This window comes from Escherichia sp. R1 (assembly GCF_003000935.1).
Classification (GTDB): Bacteria; Pseudomonadota; Gammaproteobacteria; order Enterobacterales; family Enterobacteriaceae; genus Escherichia; species Escherichia coli.
The window spans coordinates 57,768-76,850 of the sequence record NZ_PSRU01000010.1; the positions used below are offsets into that span (position 1 = coordinate 57,768).

Annotated in this window: 17 protein-coding genes and 1 other annotated feature; of the genes, 8 read left to right on the top strand and 9 right to left on the bottom strand. The window is 51.6% G+C overall.

Annotation, left to right across the window (positions count from 1 at the left end):
• Positions 1 to 35: 35 nt before the first annotated feature.
• From adk to C4F37_RS13715, 7 genes are all read right to left on the bottom strand, one after another.
• Positions 36 to 680, bottom strand: a complete 645-nt coding sequence (gene adk, locus C4F37_RS13675) for an adenylate kinase (RefSeq protein WP_001313630.1) — start codon at positions 678 to 680, stop codon at positions 36 to 38.
• 180 nt (positions 681 to 860) lie between these two features.
• Positions 861 to 2,735 (bottom strand): molecular chaperone HtpG, encoded by a 1,875-nt coding sequence (gene htpG / locus C4F37_RS13685; protein WP_000678189.1) that lies wholly within the window; start codon positions 2,733 to 2,735, stop codon positions 861 to 863.
• Between the two features lie 109 nt (positions 2,736 to 2,844).
• A complete protein-coding gene (gene recR / locus C4F37_RS13690) occupies positions 2,845 to 3,450 on the bottom strand; it encodes a recombination mediator RecR (RefSeq protein WP_001195025.1) in 606 nt (201 codons plus the stop codon).
• Positions 3,450 to 3,779 carry a YbaB/EbfC family nucleoid-associated protein gene (locus tag C4F37_RS13695; protein ID WP_000467098.1) on the bottom strand — a complete coding sequence of 110 codons (330 nt, stop codon included), beginning with the start codon at positions 3,777 to 3,779 and terminating at the stop codon, positions 3,450 to 3,452. Before C4F37_RS13695 ends, recR begins: the two co-directional genes overlap by 1 nt.
• 52 nt (positions 3,780 to 3,831) lie before the next feature.
• Positions 3,832 to 5,763 carry a DNA polymerase III subunit gamma/tau gene (gene dnaX, locus C4F37_RS13700; protein WP_000122015.1) on the bottom strand — a complete coding sequence of 644 codons (1,932 nt, stop codon included), beginning with the start codon at positions 5,761 to 5,763 and terminating at the stop codon, positions 3,832 to 3,834.
• Positions 4,435 to 4,499, bottom strand: a sequence feature (DnaX frameshifting element). (Overlaps the previous gene by 65 nt.)
• 128 nt (positions 5,764 to 5,891) lie before the next feature.
• Positions 5,892 to 6,443, bottom strand: a complete 552-nt coding sequence (apt, locus tag C4F37_RS13705) for an adenine phosphoribosyltransferase (RefSeq protein ID WP_000127356.1) — start codon at positions 6,441 to 6,443, stop codon at positions 5,892 to 5,894.
• A gap of 152 nt (positions 6,444 to 6,595) precedes the next feature.
• Positions 6,596 to 6,973, bottom strand: coding sequence for a DUF454 family protein (locus C4F37_RS13715; protein ID WP_001188900.1), 378 nt, complete (start codon positions 6,971 to 6,973; stop codon positions 6,596 to 6,598).
• Positions 6,974 to 7,042: 69 nt separating this feature from the next.
• Here C4F37_RS13715 and priC point away from each other — a divergent pair, with 69 nt between their 5' ends.
• Positions 7,043 to 7,570 carry a primosomal replication protein N'' gene (gene priC / locus C4F37_RS13720; protein WP_000844854.1) on the top strand — a complete coding sequence of 176 codons (528 nt, stop codon included), beginning with the start codon at positions 7,043 to 7,045 and terminating at the stop codon, positions 7,568 to 7,570.
• A 13-nt stretch (positions 7,571 to 7,583) separates the two neighbouring features.
• A complete protein-coding gene (gene rsmS, locus C4F37_RS13725) occupies positions 7,584 to 7,745 on the top strand; it encodes a pleiotropic regulatory protein RsmS (RefSeq protein ID WP_000051146.1) in 162 nt (53 codons plus the stop codon).
• A gap of 211 nt (positions 7,746 to 7,956) precedes the next feature.
• Here the strand turns inward: rsmS and mscK are convergent, their stop codons facing one another.
• Both mscK and acrR read right to left on the bottom strand, forming a co-directional pair.
• Entirely contained in the window at positions 7,957 to 11,319 is a 3,363-nt protein-coding gene (gene mscK / locus C4F37_RS13730) for a mechanosensitive channel MscK (RefSeq protein WP_001538396.1), read from the bottom strand.
• Between the two features lie 127 nt (positions 11,320 to 11,446).
• Positions 11,447 to 12,094, bottom strand: a complete 648-nt coding sequence (gene acrR, locus C4F37_RS13740; protein WP_000101737.1) for a multidrug efflux transporter transcriptional repressor AcrR — start codon at positions 12,092 to 12,094, stop codon at positions 11,447 to 11,449.
• Positions 12,095 to 12,235: 141 nt separating this feature from the next.
• On the opposite strand from acrR, the gene acrA reads away from it, so the two are divergent.
• From acrA to C4F37_RS13770, 6 genes are all read left to right on the top strand, one after another.
• Positions 12,236 to 13,429 (top strand): multidrug efflux RND transporter periplasmic adaptor subunit AcrA, encoded by a 1,194-nt coding sequence (gene acrA / locus C4F37_RS13745; protein WP_001538394.1) that lies wholly within the window; start codon positions 12,236 to 12,238, stop codon positions 13,427 to 13,429.
• Positions 13,430 to 13,451: 22 nt separating this feature from the next.
• Positions 13,452 to 16,601: an efflux RND transporter permease AcrB gene (gene acrB / locus C4F37_RS13750; RefSeq protein ID WP_001132480.1), complete on the top strand. Its 3,150-nt coding sequence runs from the start codon at positions 13,452 to 13,454 to the stop codon at positions 16,599 to 16,601.
• Between the two features lie 545 nt (positions 16,602 to 17,146).
• A complete protein-coding gene (gene tomB, locus C4F37_RS13755) occupies positions 17,147 to 17,521 on the top strand; it encodes an Hha toxicity modulator TomB (RefSeq protein ID WP_000344800.1) in 375 nt (124 codons plus the stop codon).
• 25 nt (positions 17,522 to 17,546) lie between these two features.
• On the top strand, positions 17,547 to 17,765 hold the full coding sequence (locus C4F37_RS13760) for an HHA domain-containing protein (RefSeq protein ID WP_001291435.1): 219 nt from the start codon (positions 17,547 to 17,549) through the stop codon (positions 17,763 to 17,765).
• A 172-nt stretch (positions 17,766 to 17,937) separates the two neighbouring features.
• The gene (gene maa, locus C4F37_RS13765) at positions 17,938 to 18,489 is read left to right on the top strand and encodes a maltose O-acetyltransferase (protein WP_000102539.1); all 552 of its coding nucleotides are present in this window, start codon (positions 17,938 to 17,940) and stop codon (positions 18,487 to 18,489) included.
• Positions 18,490 to 18,604: 115 nt separating this feature from the next.
• Positions 18,605 to 19,075, top strand: a complete 471-nt coding sequence (locus C4F37_RS13770) for a YlaC family protein (RefSeq protein WP_000136192.1) — start codon at positions 18,605 to 18,607, stop codon at positions 19,073 to 19,075.
• The last annotated feature ends 8 nt before the right edge of the window (positions 19,076 to 19,083 follow it).

Sequence of the window (19,083 nt, forward strand, 5' to 3'; positions counted from 1 at the left end):
CAGACCTGCCCGAGAGCAGATCTGCGGCGGCTTGATTAGCCGAGAATTTTTTCCAGAGCTGCGCGAACTTCAGCCACCGGCTTGGTGCCGTCAACTTTCGCGTATTTGGTGTTACCCGCTTCCGCTTCTTTGGAGTAGTAGCCGATCAGCGGTGCAGTCATCTGATGGTATTCAACCAGACGTTTACGTACGGTCTCTTCCTGATCGTCTTTACGGGTAGTCAGCTCTTCACCGGTAACGTCGTCTTTGCCTTCTACTTTCGGCGGATTGAATTTAACGTGATAAACACGACCAGACGGCGCGTGAACGCGGCGGCCTACGATACGGTCAACAATCAGTTCGTCCGGTACGTCGAATTCCAGAACGTAATCAACATTGATGCCCGCTTCTTTCATCGCGTCTGCCTGCGGAATGGTACGCGGGAAGCCGTCCAACAGGAAACCGTTGCGGCAGTCTTCCTGAGCAATGCGCTCTTTAACCAGCGCGATCACCAGTTCGTCGGTGACCAGTTTGCCAGCATCCATAATGTCCTTTGCTTGTTTACCCAGCTCGGAGCCAGATTTGACCGCAGCACGCAGCATATCGCCAGTGGAGATTTGCGGAATACCATATTTCTCCATGATGAACTGAGCCTGAGTCCCTTTCCCCGCGCCCGGAGCGCCAAGCAGAATGATACGCATTGCGAAAATCCCCTTAAAATGTGTCGAATTTTTTGAAAAAGCGATAAACGATACCACCAACAGGCGATTGCCTCAAGAAAGGCACCTGAGGCTGAAACGGTTAATGGCAAGATAATTTGCGGAAAGTGCAGATGAAGAAAAGAAAAATGCCGGATGACACGAAGGTCATCCGGCATGACATCAGGAAACCAGCAGCTGGTTCATACGACGAATAAACAGGTTCGGATCTTCCAGCGTACCGCGTTCTGCCAGCAGCGCCTGATCCAGCAGCAGTTCTACCCACTCGCTGAACTTCGCTTCATCTTCAGTATCCGCCGCACGTTTCACCAGTACGTGATCCGGGTTCAGTTCGAAGATGTATTTCACTTCTGGCACTTTCTGGCCCGCCGCAGCGAACAGTTTCGCCATCTGAGTGCTCATTTCGTCCGCGTCGGTCGAAACGATCGCTGGCGTATCGGTCAGACGGTGAGTCAGACGGACATCTTTCACGCGCTCGCCGAGCAGGGCTTTCACACGGTCGATGAACGGAGTCAGTGCTTTCTCCGCTTCTTTCGCGCTCTCATCAACTTCGTCAGCCAGTTTTTCCAGCGACTCGTCAACTTTAGACACCGACTGGAACGGTTTACCGTCGAACTCAGTCAGATAGTTCATCATCCACTCATCGATGCGGTCGGAAAGCAGCAGAACTTCGATGCCTTTCTTACGCAGCAGTTCCAGGTGCGGGCTGCTCTTCGCTGCCGCATAGCTGTCTGCGGTGATGTAGTAGATTTTCTCCTGCCCTTCTTTCATGCGGGAAACGTAGTCTTCCAGAGATACGGTCTGCGCAGAAGAATCGGTATGGGTAGAAGCAAAACGCAGCAATTTGGCGATCGCTTCCTGGTTAGCGAAATCTTCCGCCGGACCTTCTTTCAGTACCAGGCCAAACTGTTGCCAGAAGGTCTGGTATTTTTCCGCGTCGTCTTTCGCCAGTTTTTCCAGCATTTGCAGCACACGCTTGGTCAGCGCATTGCGCAGGTTACGCGTTACCGTGCTGTCCTGGAGGATTTCACGGGAAACGTTCAGCGGCAGATCGCTGGAGTCAATCAGACCACGCACGAAGCGCAGATAGTTCGGCATGAACTGTTCTGCGTCGTCCATGATGAACACACGCTGGACGTACAGTTTCAGGCCGTGTTTATGATCGCGGTTCCACATATCCCACGGAGCCTGGGACGGAATGTACAGCAGGCTGGTGTACTCCTGCTTACCTTCAACGCGGTTGTGGCTCCAGGTCAGCGGATCGTTAAAGTCGTGGGCGATGTGTTTGTAGAACTCTTTGTACTCTTCATCGGTGATTTCCGACTTGTTACGAGTCCACAGCGCCTGCGCTTTGTTGATTTTCTCCCAGGAGATAATGGTTTCGCCGTCTTTCTCTTCGCGTTTTTCGATCTCTACCGGCAGCGCGATATGGTCGGAATATTTGCTGATGATGGAACGCACACGCCAGTCATCGAGGAACTCGTCTTCGCCTTCACGCAGATGCAGGGTGATTTCAGTACCACGATCTTCTTTAGTGATGTCGGCAACGGTGTATTCACCTTCGCCAGCCGATTCCCAGAAGACGCCGTTTTCTGGTTTTTCGCCTGCCGCGCGAGTACGCACGGTCACTTTGTCAGCCACGATAAACGCAGAGTAGAAACCAACACCAAACTGACCGATCAGCTGGCTGTCTTTCGCCTGGTCAGAGCCCAGGGATTCGAGGAATGATTTGGTGCCGGATTTAGCGATAGTCCCCAGATGGTCAATCACTTCGTCGCGGGTCATCCCCACGCCGTTATCGGAGATGGTCAGCGTGCGCTTGTCTTTATCGAAAGAGACACGAACGCGTAGTTCACCATCACCTTCGTACAGGTCCGGGTTAGAAAGCGCGCGGAAACGCAGCTTGTCCGCCGCATCGGAGGCGTTAGAGATAAGCTCACGCAGGAAGATTTCTTTATTGGAATAGAGAGAATGGATCATCAGGTGCAGAAGCTGTTTCACTTCTGACTGAAAACCACGAGTTTCTTGTCCTTTCATGTAGGTCTACCTCAATAATGCCATTTTAAGGTTAAAAACAGGATGAGGGAGAGATGGGGACAAGGGAGAATAATTTCAAGCGAGAGCAGGTGATCCTGCTCTCGTTTGCTTAAAAACGAATCTTATGACGCCCGGCAAGGGAGTGTGACAGCGTGGTGCCATCGACCATTTCCAGTTCGCCGCCAACCGGTACGCCATGAGCGATTCGGCTGGCTTCCACGTCATATTGCGCACAAAGCTCGGCAATGTAGTTAGCGGTAGCTTCACCTTCAACCGTGGGGTTGGTGGCGAGGATCACTTCAGTGATTTTTTCCTCTGCCAGACGCTGTTCCAGACGATCAAGCCCGATATCATCAGGACCGATGCCGTCCAGCGGTGACAGGTGCCCCATCAACACAAAATAACGGCCTGAAAACTGCCCCGTCTGCTCAATGGCGTAGATGTCCGCCGGACTCTCCACCACGCAGATTTGACCGTTTTCCTGACGACGCGGATTCGAACAGATGTTACAGACTTCCTGTTCGGTGAAGGTGCGGCAATCGGCGCAGTGACCGATTTCCGACATCGCCCGGGTGAGCGCCTGCGCCAGACGCATCCCGCCGCTACGATCGCGCTGAAGCAGCGTGAACGCCATACGCTGCGCCGACTTCGGGCCAACGCCCGGCAGACAGCGCAGTGCTTCCATAAGCTGTGTTAACAGCGGGCTGGTTTGCATCAGAACGGCATCTTAAAGCCAGGCGGCAGCTGCATTCCGGAGGATACAGAGGCCATTTTTTCTTTCTGCGTTTCTTCAATACGACGTGCTGCGTCGTTGAATGCTGCAGCCACCAGGTCTTCCAGCATCTCTTTGTCGTCTTCCAGCAGGCTCGGGTCGATCTCTACGCGACGGCAGTTGTGTGCACCGTTGATGGTCACTTTTACCAGACCTGCGCCAGATTCGCCGGTGACTTCCAGCTGCGCGATCTCTTCCTGCATTTTCTGCATTTTTTCTTGCATCTGCTGGGCTTGCTTCATCAGGTTACCCAGACCGCCTTTACCAAACATAGGTTTCTCTCTCAATCACGTTAAGGATGACGAACGTAAGCTGTGCTTACGATCAAATGGGGCGGATACTTTCTTCATCCAGCTCCGCATCGAAGAATCGACGCAGGGTCTGAATATTATTATCCGCAATAATGGACTCGCGCGCCTGCGCAAGTTTTTCTTCGTATATCGCCTGACGCCATTCCAGCGGCGTACGCACCGCGGGATTATCATCTTCAACGATAGTCAGTTCAACCGTTGAACCTTTTAACGTGCTCAACGCTTCAGCCAGTTTTTGCTGTGCGCCGCGGTTGTTCAAATGCCGCTGAGAGGAGCGCAAATGCAGACATACTGCGTTGTCGCTCTCCTCTTTCCAGGCATTTAACGCCACCTGTTCGACCAGTTTTGGTAGCGAAAGTTGACTCACCTGAGCCGCCCACGGGTCGCGCTCAATGGCTTCTGCCGCCAGCTTCGCCGCCAGTTCCGGCGTTTTTTCATGTTCCAGCGCTTTTTTCAGCGCCTTCGGCGTGGCGACCACTTCTTTTTGCTGCATCACTGGAGTGGTCGCCTTCCAGCGATACGCTTCTTTTTTGGCTGGCGCTTTTTCCAGCGCCGATGGCACCGGGCGCGCCTGAACGCGATCGGTGACCGAAGCCAGTCTTTCCAGCGCAGCGTTATTCACCGGCCGCGCGCGGGTAGCGGCTGCCGGTTCACTCTTTTTTGCTTTGGTTGCTCCCTGCACGCGCTGCAACTGCTGGCGCGCCGCCAGCACCTGGCTGGTGGTTTCCGGGAGCGGTACAGTCGGTGCCTGCTGCGGCGCTGATTGCGGTTGTGGCGGCACCTGGGTTGGCGTCATTACTGCCGTTGGCGCAACGGGCGCAAAGGACTGGCGTGGCACTTCTGGCTCAGGCAGAGGCATACGCGGATGGAACGCCAGCGCGCGCAGCAGCGTCATCTCAACACCCATACGGCGGTCTGGCGCATACGGTAATTCTTTGCGACCAATCAACAGCGTCTGATAGTAAAGCTGAATATCCGTCGGCGGTATGGTGCGCGCCAGTTCACGCATCCGCAGCTCAATGGCGGCCATGTCGTTGCCAAGAGCAGCAGGCGAAAGTTGTACCATCGCAATACGATGCAACAGACCGAGCATTTCCACCAGCAACGCTTCCCACTCGATACCACGGGCAGCAGCTTCATTAATTAGCGCCATTACGCGCTCGCCGTTGGCCTCGACCATCGCTTCAACCAGCGATAACGCCTGATCGTCGTCAAGCGTACCCAGCATCGCACTGACGGCCTGGGTTGAAACCTGGCCGTCACCGCTGGCAATCGCCTGGTCGGTCAGACTTAAGGCATCTCGCAGGCTGCCTTCAGCGGCGCGTGCCAACAATTGCAGCGCCCGCGGCTCGTGAGCGATATGTTCTTCGTTGAGGATGTGCTCAAGCTGATGGCGAATTTGCTCGACATCCAGCGCCTTGAGATGAAATTGCAGACAGCGTGACAAAATCGTCACCGGCAATTTCTGCGGATCGGTCGTCGCCAGCAAAAACTTAACGTGCTCTGGCGGCTCTTCAAGGGTTTTTAACAGTGCGTTAAAGCTGTGACGCGACAGCATATGCACTTCGTCGATGAGATAAACTTTGAAACGACCACGCGCCGGAGCGTACTGAACGTTATCCAGCAGGTCGCGGGTATCTTCGACTTTAGTGCGCGAGGCGGCGTCGATTTCAATCAGATCGACAAAGCGCCCCTGCTCGATTTCACGACAGTTATCGCACACGCCGCACGGCGTCGCGGTAATGCCGGTTTCGCAGTTTAGCCCCTTCGCCAACAGTCGGGCGATAGAGGTTTTTCCGACGCCACGGGTGCCGGAAAAAAGATAAGCATGATGAATACGCCCTAACGACAAGCCGTTCGCCAGTGCGGTCAGCACATGTTCCTGGCCGACGACGTCAGCAAAGGTTTGTGGGCGCCATTTTCGGGCTAAGACCTGATAACTCATTGGCAGGCTCTGAAACGCTGGAAGGTGGATTCACGAAGGGGTAATGCTAACACAGCCCCGTCAGAACGGCGAGGCTGAATGCACATCTTGTGCTGCCCGTAGCGTGAGCAGCGCAAGACTGACGATAATTAATGGCCCGGGAACGGGACAAGGCTGTAGCTGGTAATGCCCTGTTTTTCGAGACGCTGTTCGCCGCCGAGATCGAACAGGTTGATAATGAACGCAGCGTCAGCTACTTCACCACCCAGACGACGGATCAGTTTAACGGTCGCTTCGATAGTGCCGCCGGTTGCCAGCAGATCGTCCACCACCAGAACTTTGTCGCCCGGTTTGATGGCATCAACGTGGATTTCCAGCTGATCGGTGCCGTATTCCAGGTCGTAAGTTTCACTGATGGTTTCACGCGGCAGTTTGCCCGGTTTACGGACCGGTACAAAGCCAACGCCCAGACCCAGAGCTACCGGAGCGCCAAACAAGAAGCCACGCGCTTCGGTGCCGACCACTTTGGTAATGCCCGCATTTTTGTAACGCTCAACCAGCAAGTCGATGCTGAGAGCGTAAGCTTTCGGGTCTTCCAGTAAGCTGGTGACATCGCGGAAAAGAATGCCGGGTTTTGGGTAGTCCTGAATGCTTTTGATGCTATTTTTGAGATACTCAAGCTGCTGTGCAGTCGCGGTCATAAGTGTATGCCTGCTTGTTACGGTGGTACTCACGGCGCGTTTTAAACGTATCAAAAGTAACAGTTGTTTAACCTTTGACCGCCTGCGCCTGTGCTCGAAAACGCCAGAATGTACTGGCTGTACGCAATAATTGCAACTGCGATTGTTGTGCTTCAGTGCTTTTCTTGCTTTTCATCAATCACCGGAATTCGCCACATATAAAAAAGCAAACAGGCGAGAATTACCAGCAACATGATGCGCACCCACGGCATCTGGACGAACCACAGCGAAATCGTAAACGTAATCAAAATAAGCAAAATCGCCCGTGGTTTTGCGCCGCGCGGCATCGCATGATGTTTCTGCCAGAAACGTAGATAGCTGCCAAACCATGAGCGGTACAGCAACCAGGCGTGAAAGCGCGGGGAAGAACGGGCAAAGCACCAGGCCGCCAGCAGAATAAACGGCGTCGTCGGTAATACCGGTAATACCACGCCCAGCGTACCCAGCACTACCGCCAGCCAGCCAATGATGATTAAAATGATTCGTTGCATATTGAGTGTTGTCAGCTTACAGAGTGGCTACTTTAGCATAACAATTATCATTTTCATTGAGGTCTTATCGTGAAAACCGCCCTGCTGCTGGAAAAACTGGAAGGACAGCTCGCCACGCTGCGTCAGCGTTGTGCCCCGGTAGCGCAATTTGCCACGCTAAGTGCCCGTTTTGACAGGCACCTTTTTCAGACCCGTGCGACAACACTACAGGCTTGTCTCGATGAGGCGGGCGATAACCTGGCTGCGCTTCGTCATGCGGTTGAGCAGCAACAGCTGCCGCAAGTCGCCTGGCTGGCAGAACATCTGGCGGCGCAACTGGAGGCTATAGCGCGTGAAGCCACAGCCTGGTCGCTACGCGAGTGGGATAGCGCACCACCGAAAATTGCCCGCTGGCAGCGTAAACGTATTCAGCATCAGGATTTTGAGCGGCGGCTACGTGAGATGGTTGCCGAACGTAGAGCCCGTCTGGCACGAGCGACCGATCTCGTGGAACAGCAGACGCTGCATCGTGAAGTGGAAGCCTATGAAGCGCGCCTGGCACGCTGCCGCCATGCGCTGGAAAAAATCGAAAACAGGTTAGCGCGTTTAACCCGCTAGCAATGGAGAGAGTATGTCACTGGAAAATGCCCCTGACGATGTCAAACTGGCCGTCGATTTGATTGTGCTGCTGGAAGAAAATCAGATCCCAGCCCGCACCGTGCTGCGCGCGCTGGATATTGTAAAACGCGATTATGAAAAGAAATTAACGCGCGATGATGAGGCGGAAAAGTGAGAAATAAATGGGGCCGCTAAATGTCCCCTAAGATTGTGGGCAAACGCAAAACTGCCTGATGCGCTACGCTTATCAGGCCTACACCGCTCCTGCAATATATTGAATTCTTGCGGTTTCGTAGGCCGGATAAGGCGGTCACGCCGCATCCGGCATGAACAACGCGCACTTTGTTAGTAATCTCGGGGCAACTAAATGTCGCCCCCTTTGGTTATTACCCAACCGCTGGTGTCGGATCGTCGCCTTTGTAGTCGCGTTTGACTTCCGTCACCTCATCGCCCTTCTCGTTGTGCAGATGCACTTCAAGCTGGTTAAAGGCAATGTTGATGTCGTTTTCACGGCACAACTGATCGATAGTACGGTTCAGCTCATCGACAGTACGGCTACGGTCACGCAGTTCACGCACATACAGACGCAGCTCATGATCCAACGTGCTGGCACCAAATGCCGTAAAGAAGACTTCCGGCATTGGTTCGTGCATCACCCTTGGGTGCTCAGTCGCCGCCTTCAGCAACACTTTACGCACTTTTTCCAGATCGGAGCCATAAGCTACGCCGAGACGGATCACCAGACGCGTAGTCGTGTCAGTCAACGACCAGTTGATCAGACGCTCGGTAACAAACGCTTTGTTCGGGATAATCACTTCTTTGCGATCGAAATCGGTAATCGTTGTCGCACGAATACGGATCTTGCTGACCGTACCCGAGAAGCTACCAATGGTTACCGTGTCGCCTATGCGCACCGGACGTTCGAACAGAATGATCAAACCGGAAACGAAGTTACCGAAGATCTCTTGTAAACCAAAACCAAGACCTACGGATAATGCTGCCGCCAGCCACTGGAGTTTATCCCACGAGACGCCCAGCGATCCGAACACCGTCATCGCACCAACGGCAATGATGATGTAGTTAAGGATAGTGGTGATGGCATACGATGCCCCCTGGCGCATATTCAGTCGCGAGAGCACCAGCACTTCCAGTAAACCAGGCAGGTTGCGAATCAACGCCCAGGCCACCATTGAGGCGATAATCGCAAACAACAGACTGCCCATGGTGACGTTTTTCACCACCGCAGCACCAGCTTCAGTACCGTTGTAATGCCAGAGCGTAATGCTGTCGAGATAGCTGAACACGGTGATCAAATCAGACCAAATTGCCCAGAACATGACACCGAACAGCGCAAACATCAGCAACATGGTAATACGCAGCGTCTGCTGGTTAACCTGCTCCAGCGCAATGGTGGGTTCTTCCGGCGGTTCGGCACCTTCTGCGCCCTCTTTCACCAGATTCTGCCGACGCGCCAGTGCACGACGCCAGGCGATACGCCGCGCCGCTACGCTTAAGCCGCGCAATACCGTCTGGTACAGCAGGTTCCAGATGATCACCAAATAAACGGTTTCAATCCAACGCCCGGAGAGGCGCAGCGTGGTGTAGAAGTAACCCGTGGCGGTCAGCACCATCAACGCAATCGGGATAATCGACAGCACGGTAATGGTGACCAGTCGCATGGTGTGCGACTCTTTATCACGCCAGCTTTCGCGGCACATCGGCCACACCAGGAAGGCAATCAGCAGCAGGTTGAAGAAAATCATCGCCTGCCCCAGCACATCATCCATCAGATGCAGCGGGGAGAGTTCTGCCACCACAGACCAGAAATGGATCGGCAGCAACGCGAGGCTGATGCGGACAATTTGCCGACGCCAGTGGCTGGTCTGCTGTTCCGGCATACCAAAGTGACGCACGGCAACACCATTTTTCTCCAGCACTTTCCAGCACAGGCCAAATACCAGCCAGAAAATCGCCAGTTTTTTGCTGAACGACCACAATAACTCGCTGATATTGAGCTGCATAGTCAGCAGAATCAGGCCGACAGCGAGAATAATCAGGCACACCGGCAGTGCGCGGATCAGGTCGATAAGGATCGCTTTTGGTGTGTTGAGCTGGCTGTCGTTACGCAGGGAACCCACAGCGGAAGCCAGTTTTTGTTGATACGCTTTCAGCCAGCCCAGACGCCAGTGGATCAGCCCGGCAATCAACAGCAGCGGCAAACCAGCGAGGAAGGCGATGAATACGGCGGGCCAGGCTTTTTCCCAGTTCACCGTGATTTTCATCGACTTAAATTCATCTTTCAGCGTTTGCGGGAACGCTTTAATCCAGTCCCAGTCCATCGGGCGGTTACTGTTCACCCAAAAAATTTGCTGCGTCAGGATGGATTTCAGGTTTTTCGACACACTCATTAACTGCTGCTGGTTGATTTGCAGGTTAATGGCCATCATCAACTGGTTACCCAACTGTTTGTTAAGCTGATCCAGCAATTCGCGACGCATATCAACTACTTGCAATAATGCATCGTGAACTTCGCTGTTGACTTCGTTGGTGTGACCTTCTTCCAGTTTGCTGACGAACGCATCGCTCTGGAACAGCGCGTCACGCTGCTGGTTGACTTCAAACTGTTCGAGACGCAAATCCGCGATGCGGTTGGTCATGTTTTCCAGTTCATCTGCCGAGGGGAGTGTTTGTTGTTGCTGGTACAGGATACGTGACAACAGCAGACTGCCCTTCAGAACGGCAATCTGCTCCTTAATATTACGTTCCGATTGCAGCGCACGCTCCAGCCAGTTTTTGACTTTAATGTTTTGCTGCATCAACTGATTACCGTTTTGAGTCGCGGTAATCAGACGCTGACTTAACTGCTGGTTAATTTCCAGTTCCTGCTTCACCAGCGGATTAGCCTGAATACGCGCGGCTTCATCCGGGGAGACAGCTTCCTGCGCCGTTTTTTCGGTTAAAGTCAGGCGCTTGCTGTTTACCGCTTCTTGCAACAGTTGTAACTGGTGCTCCAGACGGGCGCTGTTCGCCGTCACGTAATCACGCTGCTTTTGCAAGGTATCCTGCAAGACAGTGTTCCCTTCCAGGCTTTTACGCTGCTGGTCAATCTCGGCATTCAGCAAAGCCTGCTGGACCTGCATTAACACTTTCTGGCTGGGACGTAAGGCAGTCTCGCCGACATCAGTCCCATCCAGACGACTGCGAATTTGTTGCAGCTGCTGCGAAGCGTTATACATCGCATTTTGTACGCGTTCGGGCTGCGTCTGTAGCGAAACCAGTTGGCTGTTATAAGACGCCAGATCGTTTTGTGCGTTTTGCAAATCGTCCAGCGCCTGGGCAACGCGAGTTTCCAGCTGGCGCAACGAAAGCGTGCTCAGAATTTTGCGCGTTTCTTCGTCGTTATCGACATCACTAAGTGCTGTTAACGCCGCGGTCGCCTGGCGCATTTTTTCCGGCGCTTCAGCGACTTTTTGCCGTAGCTGAACTGTCTCTTCTTTTACGCGATCGATTTTATCGAGGGTGGCTAATGTATCTGTCAGATCCTGCTGCACCAGTTTGTCCTGAGCAGAAAGATCTTTTTGTTTATTCAGTGAGTCAAGTTGTGCCTGCAGGTCCGCTTTTGTCGGTAAATCACCATTCGATGACGCCCGTGCAAACGCCGTGTTCTGGCATAACAAGACAAAAACAAAAGCAATAAATGCTGAAAAAACAAAATGCCGTGATCGTTTGTAATACTGGAACATAGTCATGATGAATGAAGGTTTCTGAACCTGAAGAACGACCTGAAAAAGTCAAACCGCAAGAATATCACGACGCAGTGAACCAGAATAGCAACGACGAAAATGTCCAGGAAAATTCCTGGAGTCAGATTCAGGGTTATTCGTTAGTGGCAGGGTTACGAAGCGTGGGGCACAGGAGATACATCTCCAGTAAGATGGCGACGTAATCGCGGGCTTCTTTTTTAAGATCAAAAGATTGCGGGGCAAAGAGCCAGTTTTCCATCAGGCCGGAAATATAGCCGCGCATAATAATTGCTGCGCGACGCGTCATTAAATCCGCAGGCAACATTTTCGCTTCAATACAATGTTTTAACGTTTGTTCTATACGGTCATAACTTTCCAGACAGAGATTACGTTGTGCCTGTTGCACAACAGCCATTTCGCCGACAAATTCGCATTTGTGGAATATAATCTCCATCAATAATCGACGCCGTTCTTCTGTCACCGTGGACTCAAGAACATGAATTAATATCTCTCTTAATACTGAGAGTGGATCGCCAGGGAATTTTGCCTGATACTCAAGCTCGAGTTCACCAATATTGGATTCTGACAGTTCCCAGATCTCACTGAACAAATCCGACTTGTCTTTAAAATGCCAGTAGATTGCACCGCGCGTAACGCCAGCTGCTTTTGCAATCTCACCCAGCGAGGTGGATGATACCCCCTGCTGTGAGAAAAGACGTAGAGCCACATCGAGGATGTGTTGGCGCGTTTCTTGCGCTTCTTGTTTGGTTTTTCGTGCCATATGTTCGTGAATTTACAGGCGTTAGATTTACATACATTTGTGAATGTATGTACCATAGCACGACGATAATATAAACGCAGCAATGGGTTTATTAACTTTTGACCATTGACCAATTTGAAATCGGACACTCGAGGTTTACATATGAACAAAAACAGAGGGTTTACGCCTCTGGCGGTCGTTCTGATGCTCTCAGGCAGCTTAGCCCTAACAGGATGTGACGACAAACAGGCCCAACAAGGTGGCCAGCAGATGCCCGCCGTTGGCGTAGTAACAGTCAAAACTGAACCTCTGCAGATCACAACCGAGCTTCCGGGTCGCACCAGTGCCTACCGGATCGCAGAAGTTCGTCCTCAAGTTAGCGGGATTATCCTGAAGCGTAATTTCAAAGAAGGTAGCGACATCGAAGCAGGTGTCTCTCTCTATCAGATTGATCCTGCGACCTATCAGGCGGCATACGACAGTGCGAAAGGTGATCTGGCGAAAGCCCAGGCTGCAGCCAATATCGCGCAATTGACGGTGAATCGTTATCAGAAATTGCTCGGTACTCAGTACATCAGTAAGCAAGAGTACGATCAGGCTCTGGCTGATGCGCAACAGGCGAATGCTGCGGTAACTGCGGCGAAAGCTGCCGTTGAAACTTCGCGAATCAATCTGGCTTACACCAAAGTCACCTCTCCGATTAGTGGTCGCATTGGTAAGTCAAACGTGACGGAAGGCGCATTGGTACAGAACGGTCAGGCGACTGCGCTGGCAACCGTGCAGCAACTTGATCCGATCTACGTTGATGTGACCCAGTCCAGCAACGACTTCCTGCGCCTGAAACAGGAACTGGCGAATGGCACGCTGAAACAAGAGAACGGCAAAGCCAAAGTGTCGCTGATCACCAGTGACGGCATTAAGTTCCCGCAGGACGGTACGCTGGAATTCTCTGACGTTACCGTTGATCAGACCACTGGGTCTATCACCCTACGCGCTATCTTCCCGAACCCGGATCACACTCTGCTGCCGGGTATGTTCGTGCGTGCACGTCTGGAAGAAGGGCTTAATCCAAACGCTATTTTAGTCCCGCAACAGGGCGTAACCCGTACGCCGCGTGGCGATGCCACCGTACTGGTGGTTGGCGCGGATGACAAAGTGGAAACCCGTCCGATCGTTGCAAGCCAGGCTATCGGCGATAAGTGGCTGGTGACAGAAGGTCTGAAAGCAGGCGATCGCGTAGTAATAAGTGGGCTGCAGAAAGTGCGTCCTGGTGTCCAGGTAAAAGCACAAGAAGTTACCGCTGATAATAACCAGCAAGCCGCAAGCGGTGCTCAGCCTGAACAGTCCAAGTCTTAACTTAAACAGGAGCCGTTAAGACATGCCTAATTTCTTTATCGATCGCCCGATTTTTGCGTGGGTGATCGCCATTATCATCATGTTGGCAGGGGGGCTGGCGATCCTCAAACTGCCGGTGGCGCAATATCCTACGATTGCACCGCCGGCAGTAACGATCTCCGCCTCCTACCCTGGCGCTGATGCGAAAACAGTGCAGGACACGGTGACACAGGTTATCGAACAGAATATGAACGGTATCGATAACCTGATGTACATGTCCTCTAACAGTGACTCCACGGGTACCGTGCAGATCACCCTGACCTTTGAGTCTGGTACTGATGCGGATATCGCGCAGGTTCAGGTGCAGAACAAACTGCAGCTGGCGATGCCGTTGCTGCCGCAAGAAGTACAGCAGCAAGGGGTGAGCGTTGAGAAATCATCCAGCAGCTTCCTGATGGTTGTCGGCGTTATCAACACCGATGGCACCATGACGCAGGAGGATATCTCCGACTACGTGGCGGCGAATATGAAAGATGCCATCAGCCGTACGTCGGGCGTGGGTGACGTTCAGTTGTTCGGTTCACAGTACGCGATGCGTATCTGGATGAACCCGAATGAACTGAACAAATTCCAGCTAACGCCGGTTGATGTCATTACCGCCATCAAAGCACAGAACGCCCAGGTTGCAGCTGGTCAGCTCGGTGGTACGCCGCCGGTGAAAGGCCAACAGCTTAACGCCTCTATTATTGCTCAGACGCGTCTGACCTCTACTGAAGAGTTCGGCAAAATCCTGCTGAAAGTGAATCAGGATGGTTCCCGCGTGCTACTGCGTGATGTGGCGAAAATTGAGCTGGGTGGTGAGAACTACGACATCATCGCAGAGTTTAACGGCCAACCGGCTTCCGGTCTGGGGATCAAGCTGGCGACCGGTGCGAACGCGCTGGATACCGCTGCGGCAATCCGTGCTGAACTGGCGAAGATGGAACCGTTCTTCCCGTCGGGTCTGAAAATTGTTTACCCGTATGACACCACACCGTTCGTGAAAATCTCTATTCACGAAGTGGTTAAAACGCTGGTCGAAGCGATCATCCTCGTGTTCCTGGTAATGTATCTGTTCTTGCAGAACTTCCGCGCGACGTTGATTCCGACCATTGCCGTACCGGTGGTATTGCTCGGGACCTTTGCCGTCCTTGCCGCCTTTGGCTTCTCGATAAACACGCTAACAATGTTCGGGATGGTGCTCGCCATCGGCCTGTTGGTGGATGACGCCATCGTTGTGGTAGAAAACGTTGAGCGTGTGATGGCGGAAGAAGGTTTGCCGCCAAAAGAAGCCACCCGTAAGTCGATGGGGCAGATTCAGGGCGCTCTGGTCGGTATCGCGATGGTACTGTCGGCGGTATTCGTACCGATGGCCTTCTTTGGCGGTTCTACTGGTGCTATCTATCGTCAGTTCTCTATTACCATTGTTTCAGCAATGGCGCTGTCGGTACTGGTGGCGTTGATCCTGACTCCGGCTCTTTGTGCCACCATGCTGAAACCGATTGCCAAAGGCGATCACGGGGAAGGTAAAAAAGGCTTCTTCGGCTGGTTTAACCGCATGTTCGAGAAGAGCACGCACCACTACACCGACAGCGTAGGCGGTATTCTGCGCAGTACGGGGCGTTACCTGGTGCTGTATCTGATCATCGTGGTCGGTATGGCCTATCTGTTCGTGCGTCTGCCAAGCTCCTTCTTGCCAGATGAGGACCAGGGCGTATTTATGACCATGGTTCAGCTGCCAGCAGGTGCAACGCAGGAACGTACGCAGAAAGTGCTCAATGAGGTAACGAATTACTATCTGACCAAAGAAAAGAACAACGTTGAGTCGGTGTTCGCCGTTAACGGCTTCGGCTTTGCGGGACGTGGTCAGAATACCGGTATTGCGTTCGTTTCCTTGAAGGACTGGGCCGATCGTCCGGGCGAAGAAAACAAAGTTGAAGCGATTACCATGCGTGCAACACGTGCTTTCTCGCAAATCAAAGATGCGATGGTTTTCGCCTTTAACCTGCCCGCAATCGTGGAACTGGGTACCGCAACCGGCTTTGACTTTGAGCTGATTGACCAGGCTGGCCTTGGTCACGAAAAACTGACTCAGGCGCGTAACCAGTTGCTTGCAGAAGCAGCGAAGCACCCTGATATGTTGACCAGCGTACGTCCAAACGGTCTGGAAGATACCCCGCAGTTTAAGATTGATATCGACCAGGAAAAAGCGCAGGCGCTGGGTGTTTCTATCAACGACATTAACACCACTCTGGGCGCTGCATGGGGCGGTAGCTATGTGAATGACTTTATCGACCGCGGTCGTGTGAAGAAAGTTTACGTCATGTCAGAAGCGAAATACCGTATGCTGCCGGATGATATCGGCGACTGGTATGTTCGTGCTGCTGATGGTCAGATGGTGCCGTTCTCGGCGTTCTCCTCTTCTCGTTGGGAGTACGGTTCGCCGCGTCTGGAACGTTACAACGGCCTGCCATCTATGGAAATCTTAGGCCAGGCGGCACCGGGTAAAAGTACCGGTGAAGCAATGGAGCTGATGGAACAACTGGCGAGCAAACTGCCTACCGGTGTTGGCTATGACTGGACGGGAATGTCCTATCAGGAACGTCTCTCCGGCAACCAGGCACCTTCACTGTACGCGATTTCGTTGATTGTCGTGTTCCTGTGTCTGGCTGCGCTGTACGAGAGCTGGTCGATTCCGTTCTCCGTTATGCTGGTCGTTCCGCTGGGGGTTATCGGTGCGTTGCTGGCTGCCACCTTCCGTGGCCTGACCAATGACGTTTACTTCCAGGTAGGCCTGCTCACAACCATTGGTTTGTCGGCGAAGAACGCGATACTTATCGTCGAATTCGCCAAAGACTTGATGGATAAAGAAGGTAAAGGTCTGATTGAAGCGACGCTTGATGCGGTGCGGATGCGTTTACGCCCAATCCTGATGACCTCGTTGGCGTTTATCCTCGGCGTTATGCCGCTGGTTATCAGTACTGGTGCTGGTTCCGGCGCGCAGAACGCAGTAGGTACCGGTGTAATGGGCGGGATGGTGACCGCAACGGTACTGGCAATCTTCTTCGTTCCGGTATTCTTTGTGGTGGTTCGCCGCCGCTTTAGCCGCAAGAATGAAGATATCGAGCACAGCCATACTGTCGATCATCATTGATACAACGTGTAATCACTAAGGCCGCGCAAGCGGCCTTTTTTATGCATAACCTACGAACATTAAGGATGTATTGAACCACCAACTCAGGATCTCATACGAAAACCAGTATTAACCACGTATAAAATTCATAAAAAATACTGATTGTTAGTTAATTTATATTAAGTAGTGCTAATAGATTTAATAATCCATAACCATTTAGAGGCTATTCTTAATTATTTGCGGTAATTCTTTATTCATTCCTCGGTTATTACGTCATATTCAGAGCAATCCTGGTATTAGTGTCACCAATTTCTTCTGGCGATAATTCTGAAATGTTATGAACAGTTCGAGCAAACTGCTTTTACCTGCTGCGGGTTGGTGCTAGTATGAAAAAGTGAGTCCTGTCCCGCTTCCTTCCTAATTGTAATTTTTCGTAATAATGCGATGAAAACCTACAAAGAGTGGCTTATAGTTAAGCTAACAAACGAGAGGGCAAGTCCAGGTCAGTAAGTTTTTTCCATCCCGAAAGGTGTCCGTTAGTTCAACCGCTAAGAAGGGGACGCGTTATGGATGAATACTCACCCAAAAGACATGATATCGCACAGCTTAAGTTTCTCTGTGAAACCCTGTATCATGACTGCCTTGCAAACCTTGAAGAAAGCAATCATGGCTGGGTTAACGACCCAACCTCGGCGATCAACCTCCAGTTGAATGAACTGATTGAGCATATTGCGACCTTCGCACTTAATTACAAAATTAAGTATAATGAAGACAATAAGCTCATTGAGCAGATCGACGAATATCTGGATGACACCTTTATGTTGTTCAGTAGTTATGGTATTAATATGCAGGATCTTCAGAAATGGCGGAAGTCAGGTAATCGACTATTCCGTTGTTTTGTCAATGCGACGAAAGAGAATCCTGCGAGTTTATCTTGTTAGAATTATTACAACCATGGGTAGAAGTATGTCCGAAAAACCTTTAACGAAAACCGATTATTTAATGCGTTTACGTCGTTGCCAGACAATTGACACGCTGGAGCGTGTTATCGAGAAAAATAAATACGAATTATCAGATAATGAACTGGCGGTATTTTACTCAGCCGCAGATCACCGCCTCGCCGAATTGACCATGAATAAACTGTACGACAAGATCCCTTCCTCAGTATGGAAATTTATTCGCTAATAAATAACTCACTTTCGGAGCTATAACTGGCTGTTTATTAAGAATTTTGCACTTTTTTCGCCATGAAGACATACCCTATGTGATCTTCATCACACAGATGTAATGGGAACGTTCTCTTCACTGACTTTTCGTCTTACTGTGTTGCCGCATTTTCAGCAACCGGAAGTCAGTAATGAGCACAGAAAAAGAAAAGATGATTGCTGGTGAGTTGTATCACTCGGCAGATGAGGCGTTATCTCGCGATCGCCTGCGAGCTCGTCGGCTTATTCACCGATACAATCATTCCCTGGCGGAAGAGCACACATTACGCCAGCAAATTCTTGCTGATTTATTCGGTCAGGTGACAGAGGCTTATATTGAGCCAACGTTTCGCTGTGACTATGGCTATAACATTTTTCTCGGCAATAATTTTTTCGCCAACTTCGATTGCGTGATGCTTGATGTCTGCCCTATTCGCATTGGTGATAACTGTATGTTGGCACCAGGCGTTCATATCTACACGGCAACACATCCCATCGACCCTGTAGCACGTAATAGCGGTGCTGAACTGGGGAAACCCGTCACCATCGGTAATAACGTCTGGATTGGCGGACGTGCAGTCATTAACCCTGGTGTGACCATTGGTGATAACGTCGTGGTAGCCTCAGGTGCAGTTGTCACAAAAGATGTCCCGGACAACGTTGTCGTGGGCGGTAATCCAGCCAGAATCATTAAAAAATTGTAACCAGCTTTTCTCAACTGTTATGCAAAATCGTGGCAAATCTGTTACTTCCCCTCTACTATTCCCACGTTAAAATAGGGTGTTCCCTGGAAAGTTGCAGATATCACGAAGGCAAACGATGACCGAAATACAACGCCTGCTGACAGAAACGATTGAGTCTCTGAATACCCGCGAAAAACGCGACAACAAACCCCGCTTTAGTATCAGTTTTATCCGTAAACATCCGGGGCTGTTTATCGGTATGTACGTTGCTTTTTTTGCTACCCTGGCGGTGATGTTGCAATCCGAAACGCTTTCAGGCTCTGTCTGGCTACTGGTTGTATTATTTATCCTGCTTAATGGTTTCTTCTTTTTCGATGTCTACCCACGTTACCGCTATGAAGATATCGACGTGCTGGATTTCCGCGTTTGCTATAACGGCGAATGGTACAACACGCGCTTTGTACCTGCCGCACTGGTTGAAGCCATCCTGAACTCTCCGCGTGTCGCGGATGTTCATAAAGAACAACTGCAAAAAATGATCGTCCGTAAAGGTGAACTATCTTTTTACGATATTTTTACCCTCGCTCGCGCCGAATCAACATCTTAAGTTAGGGT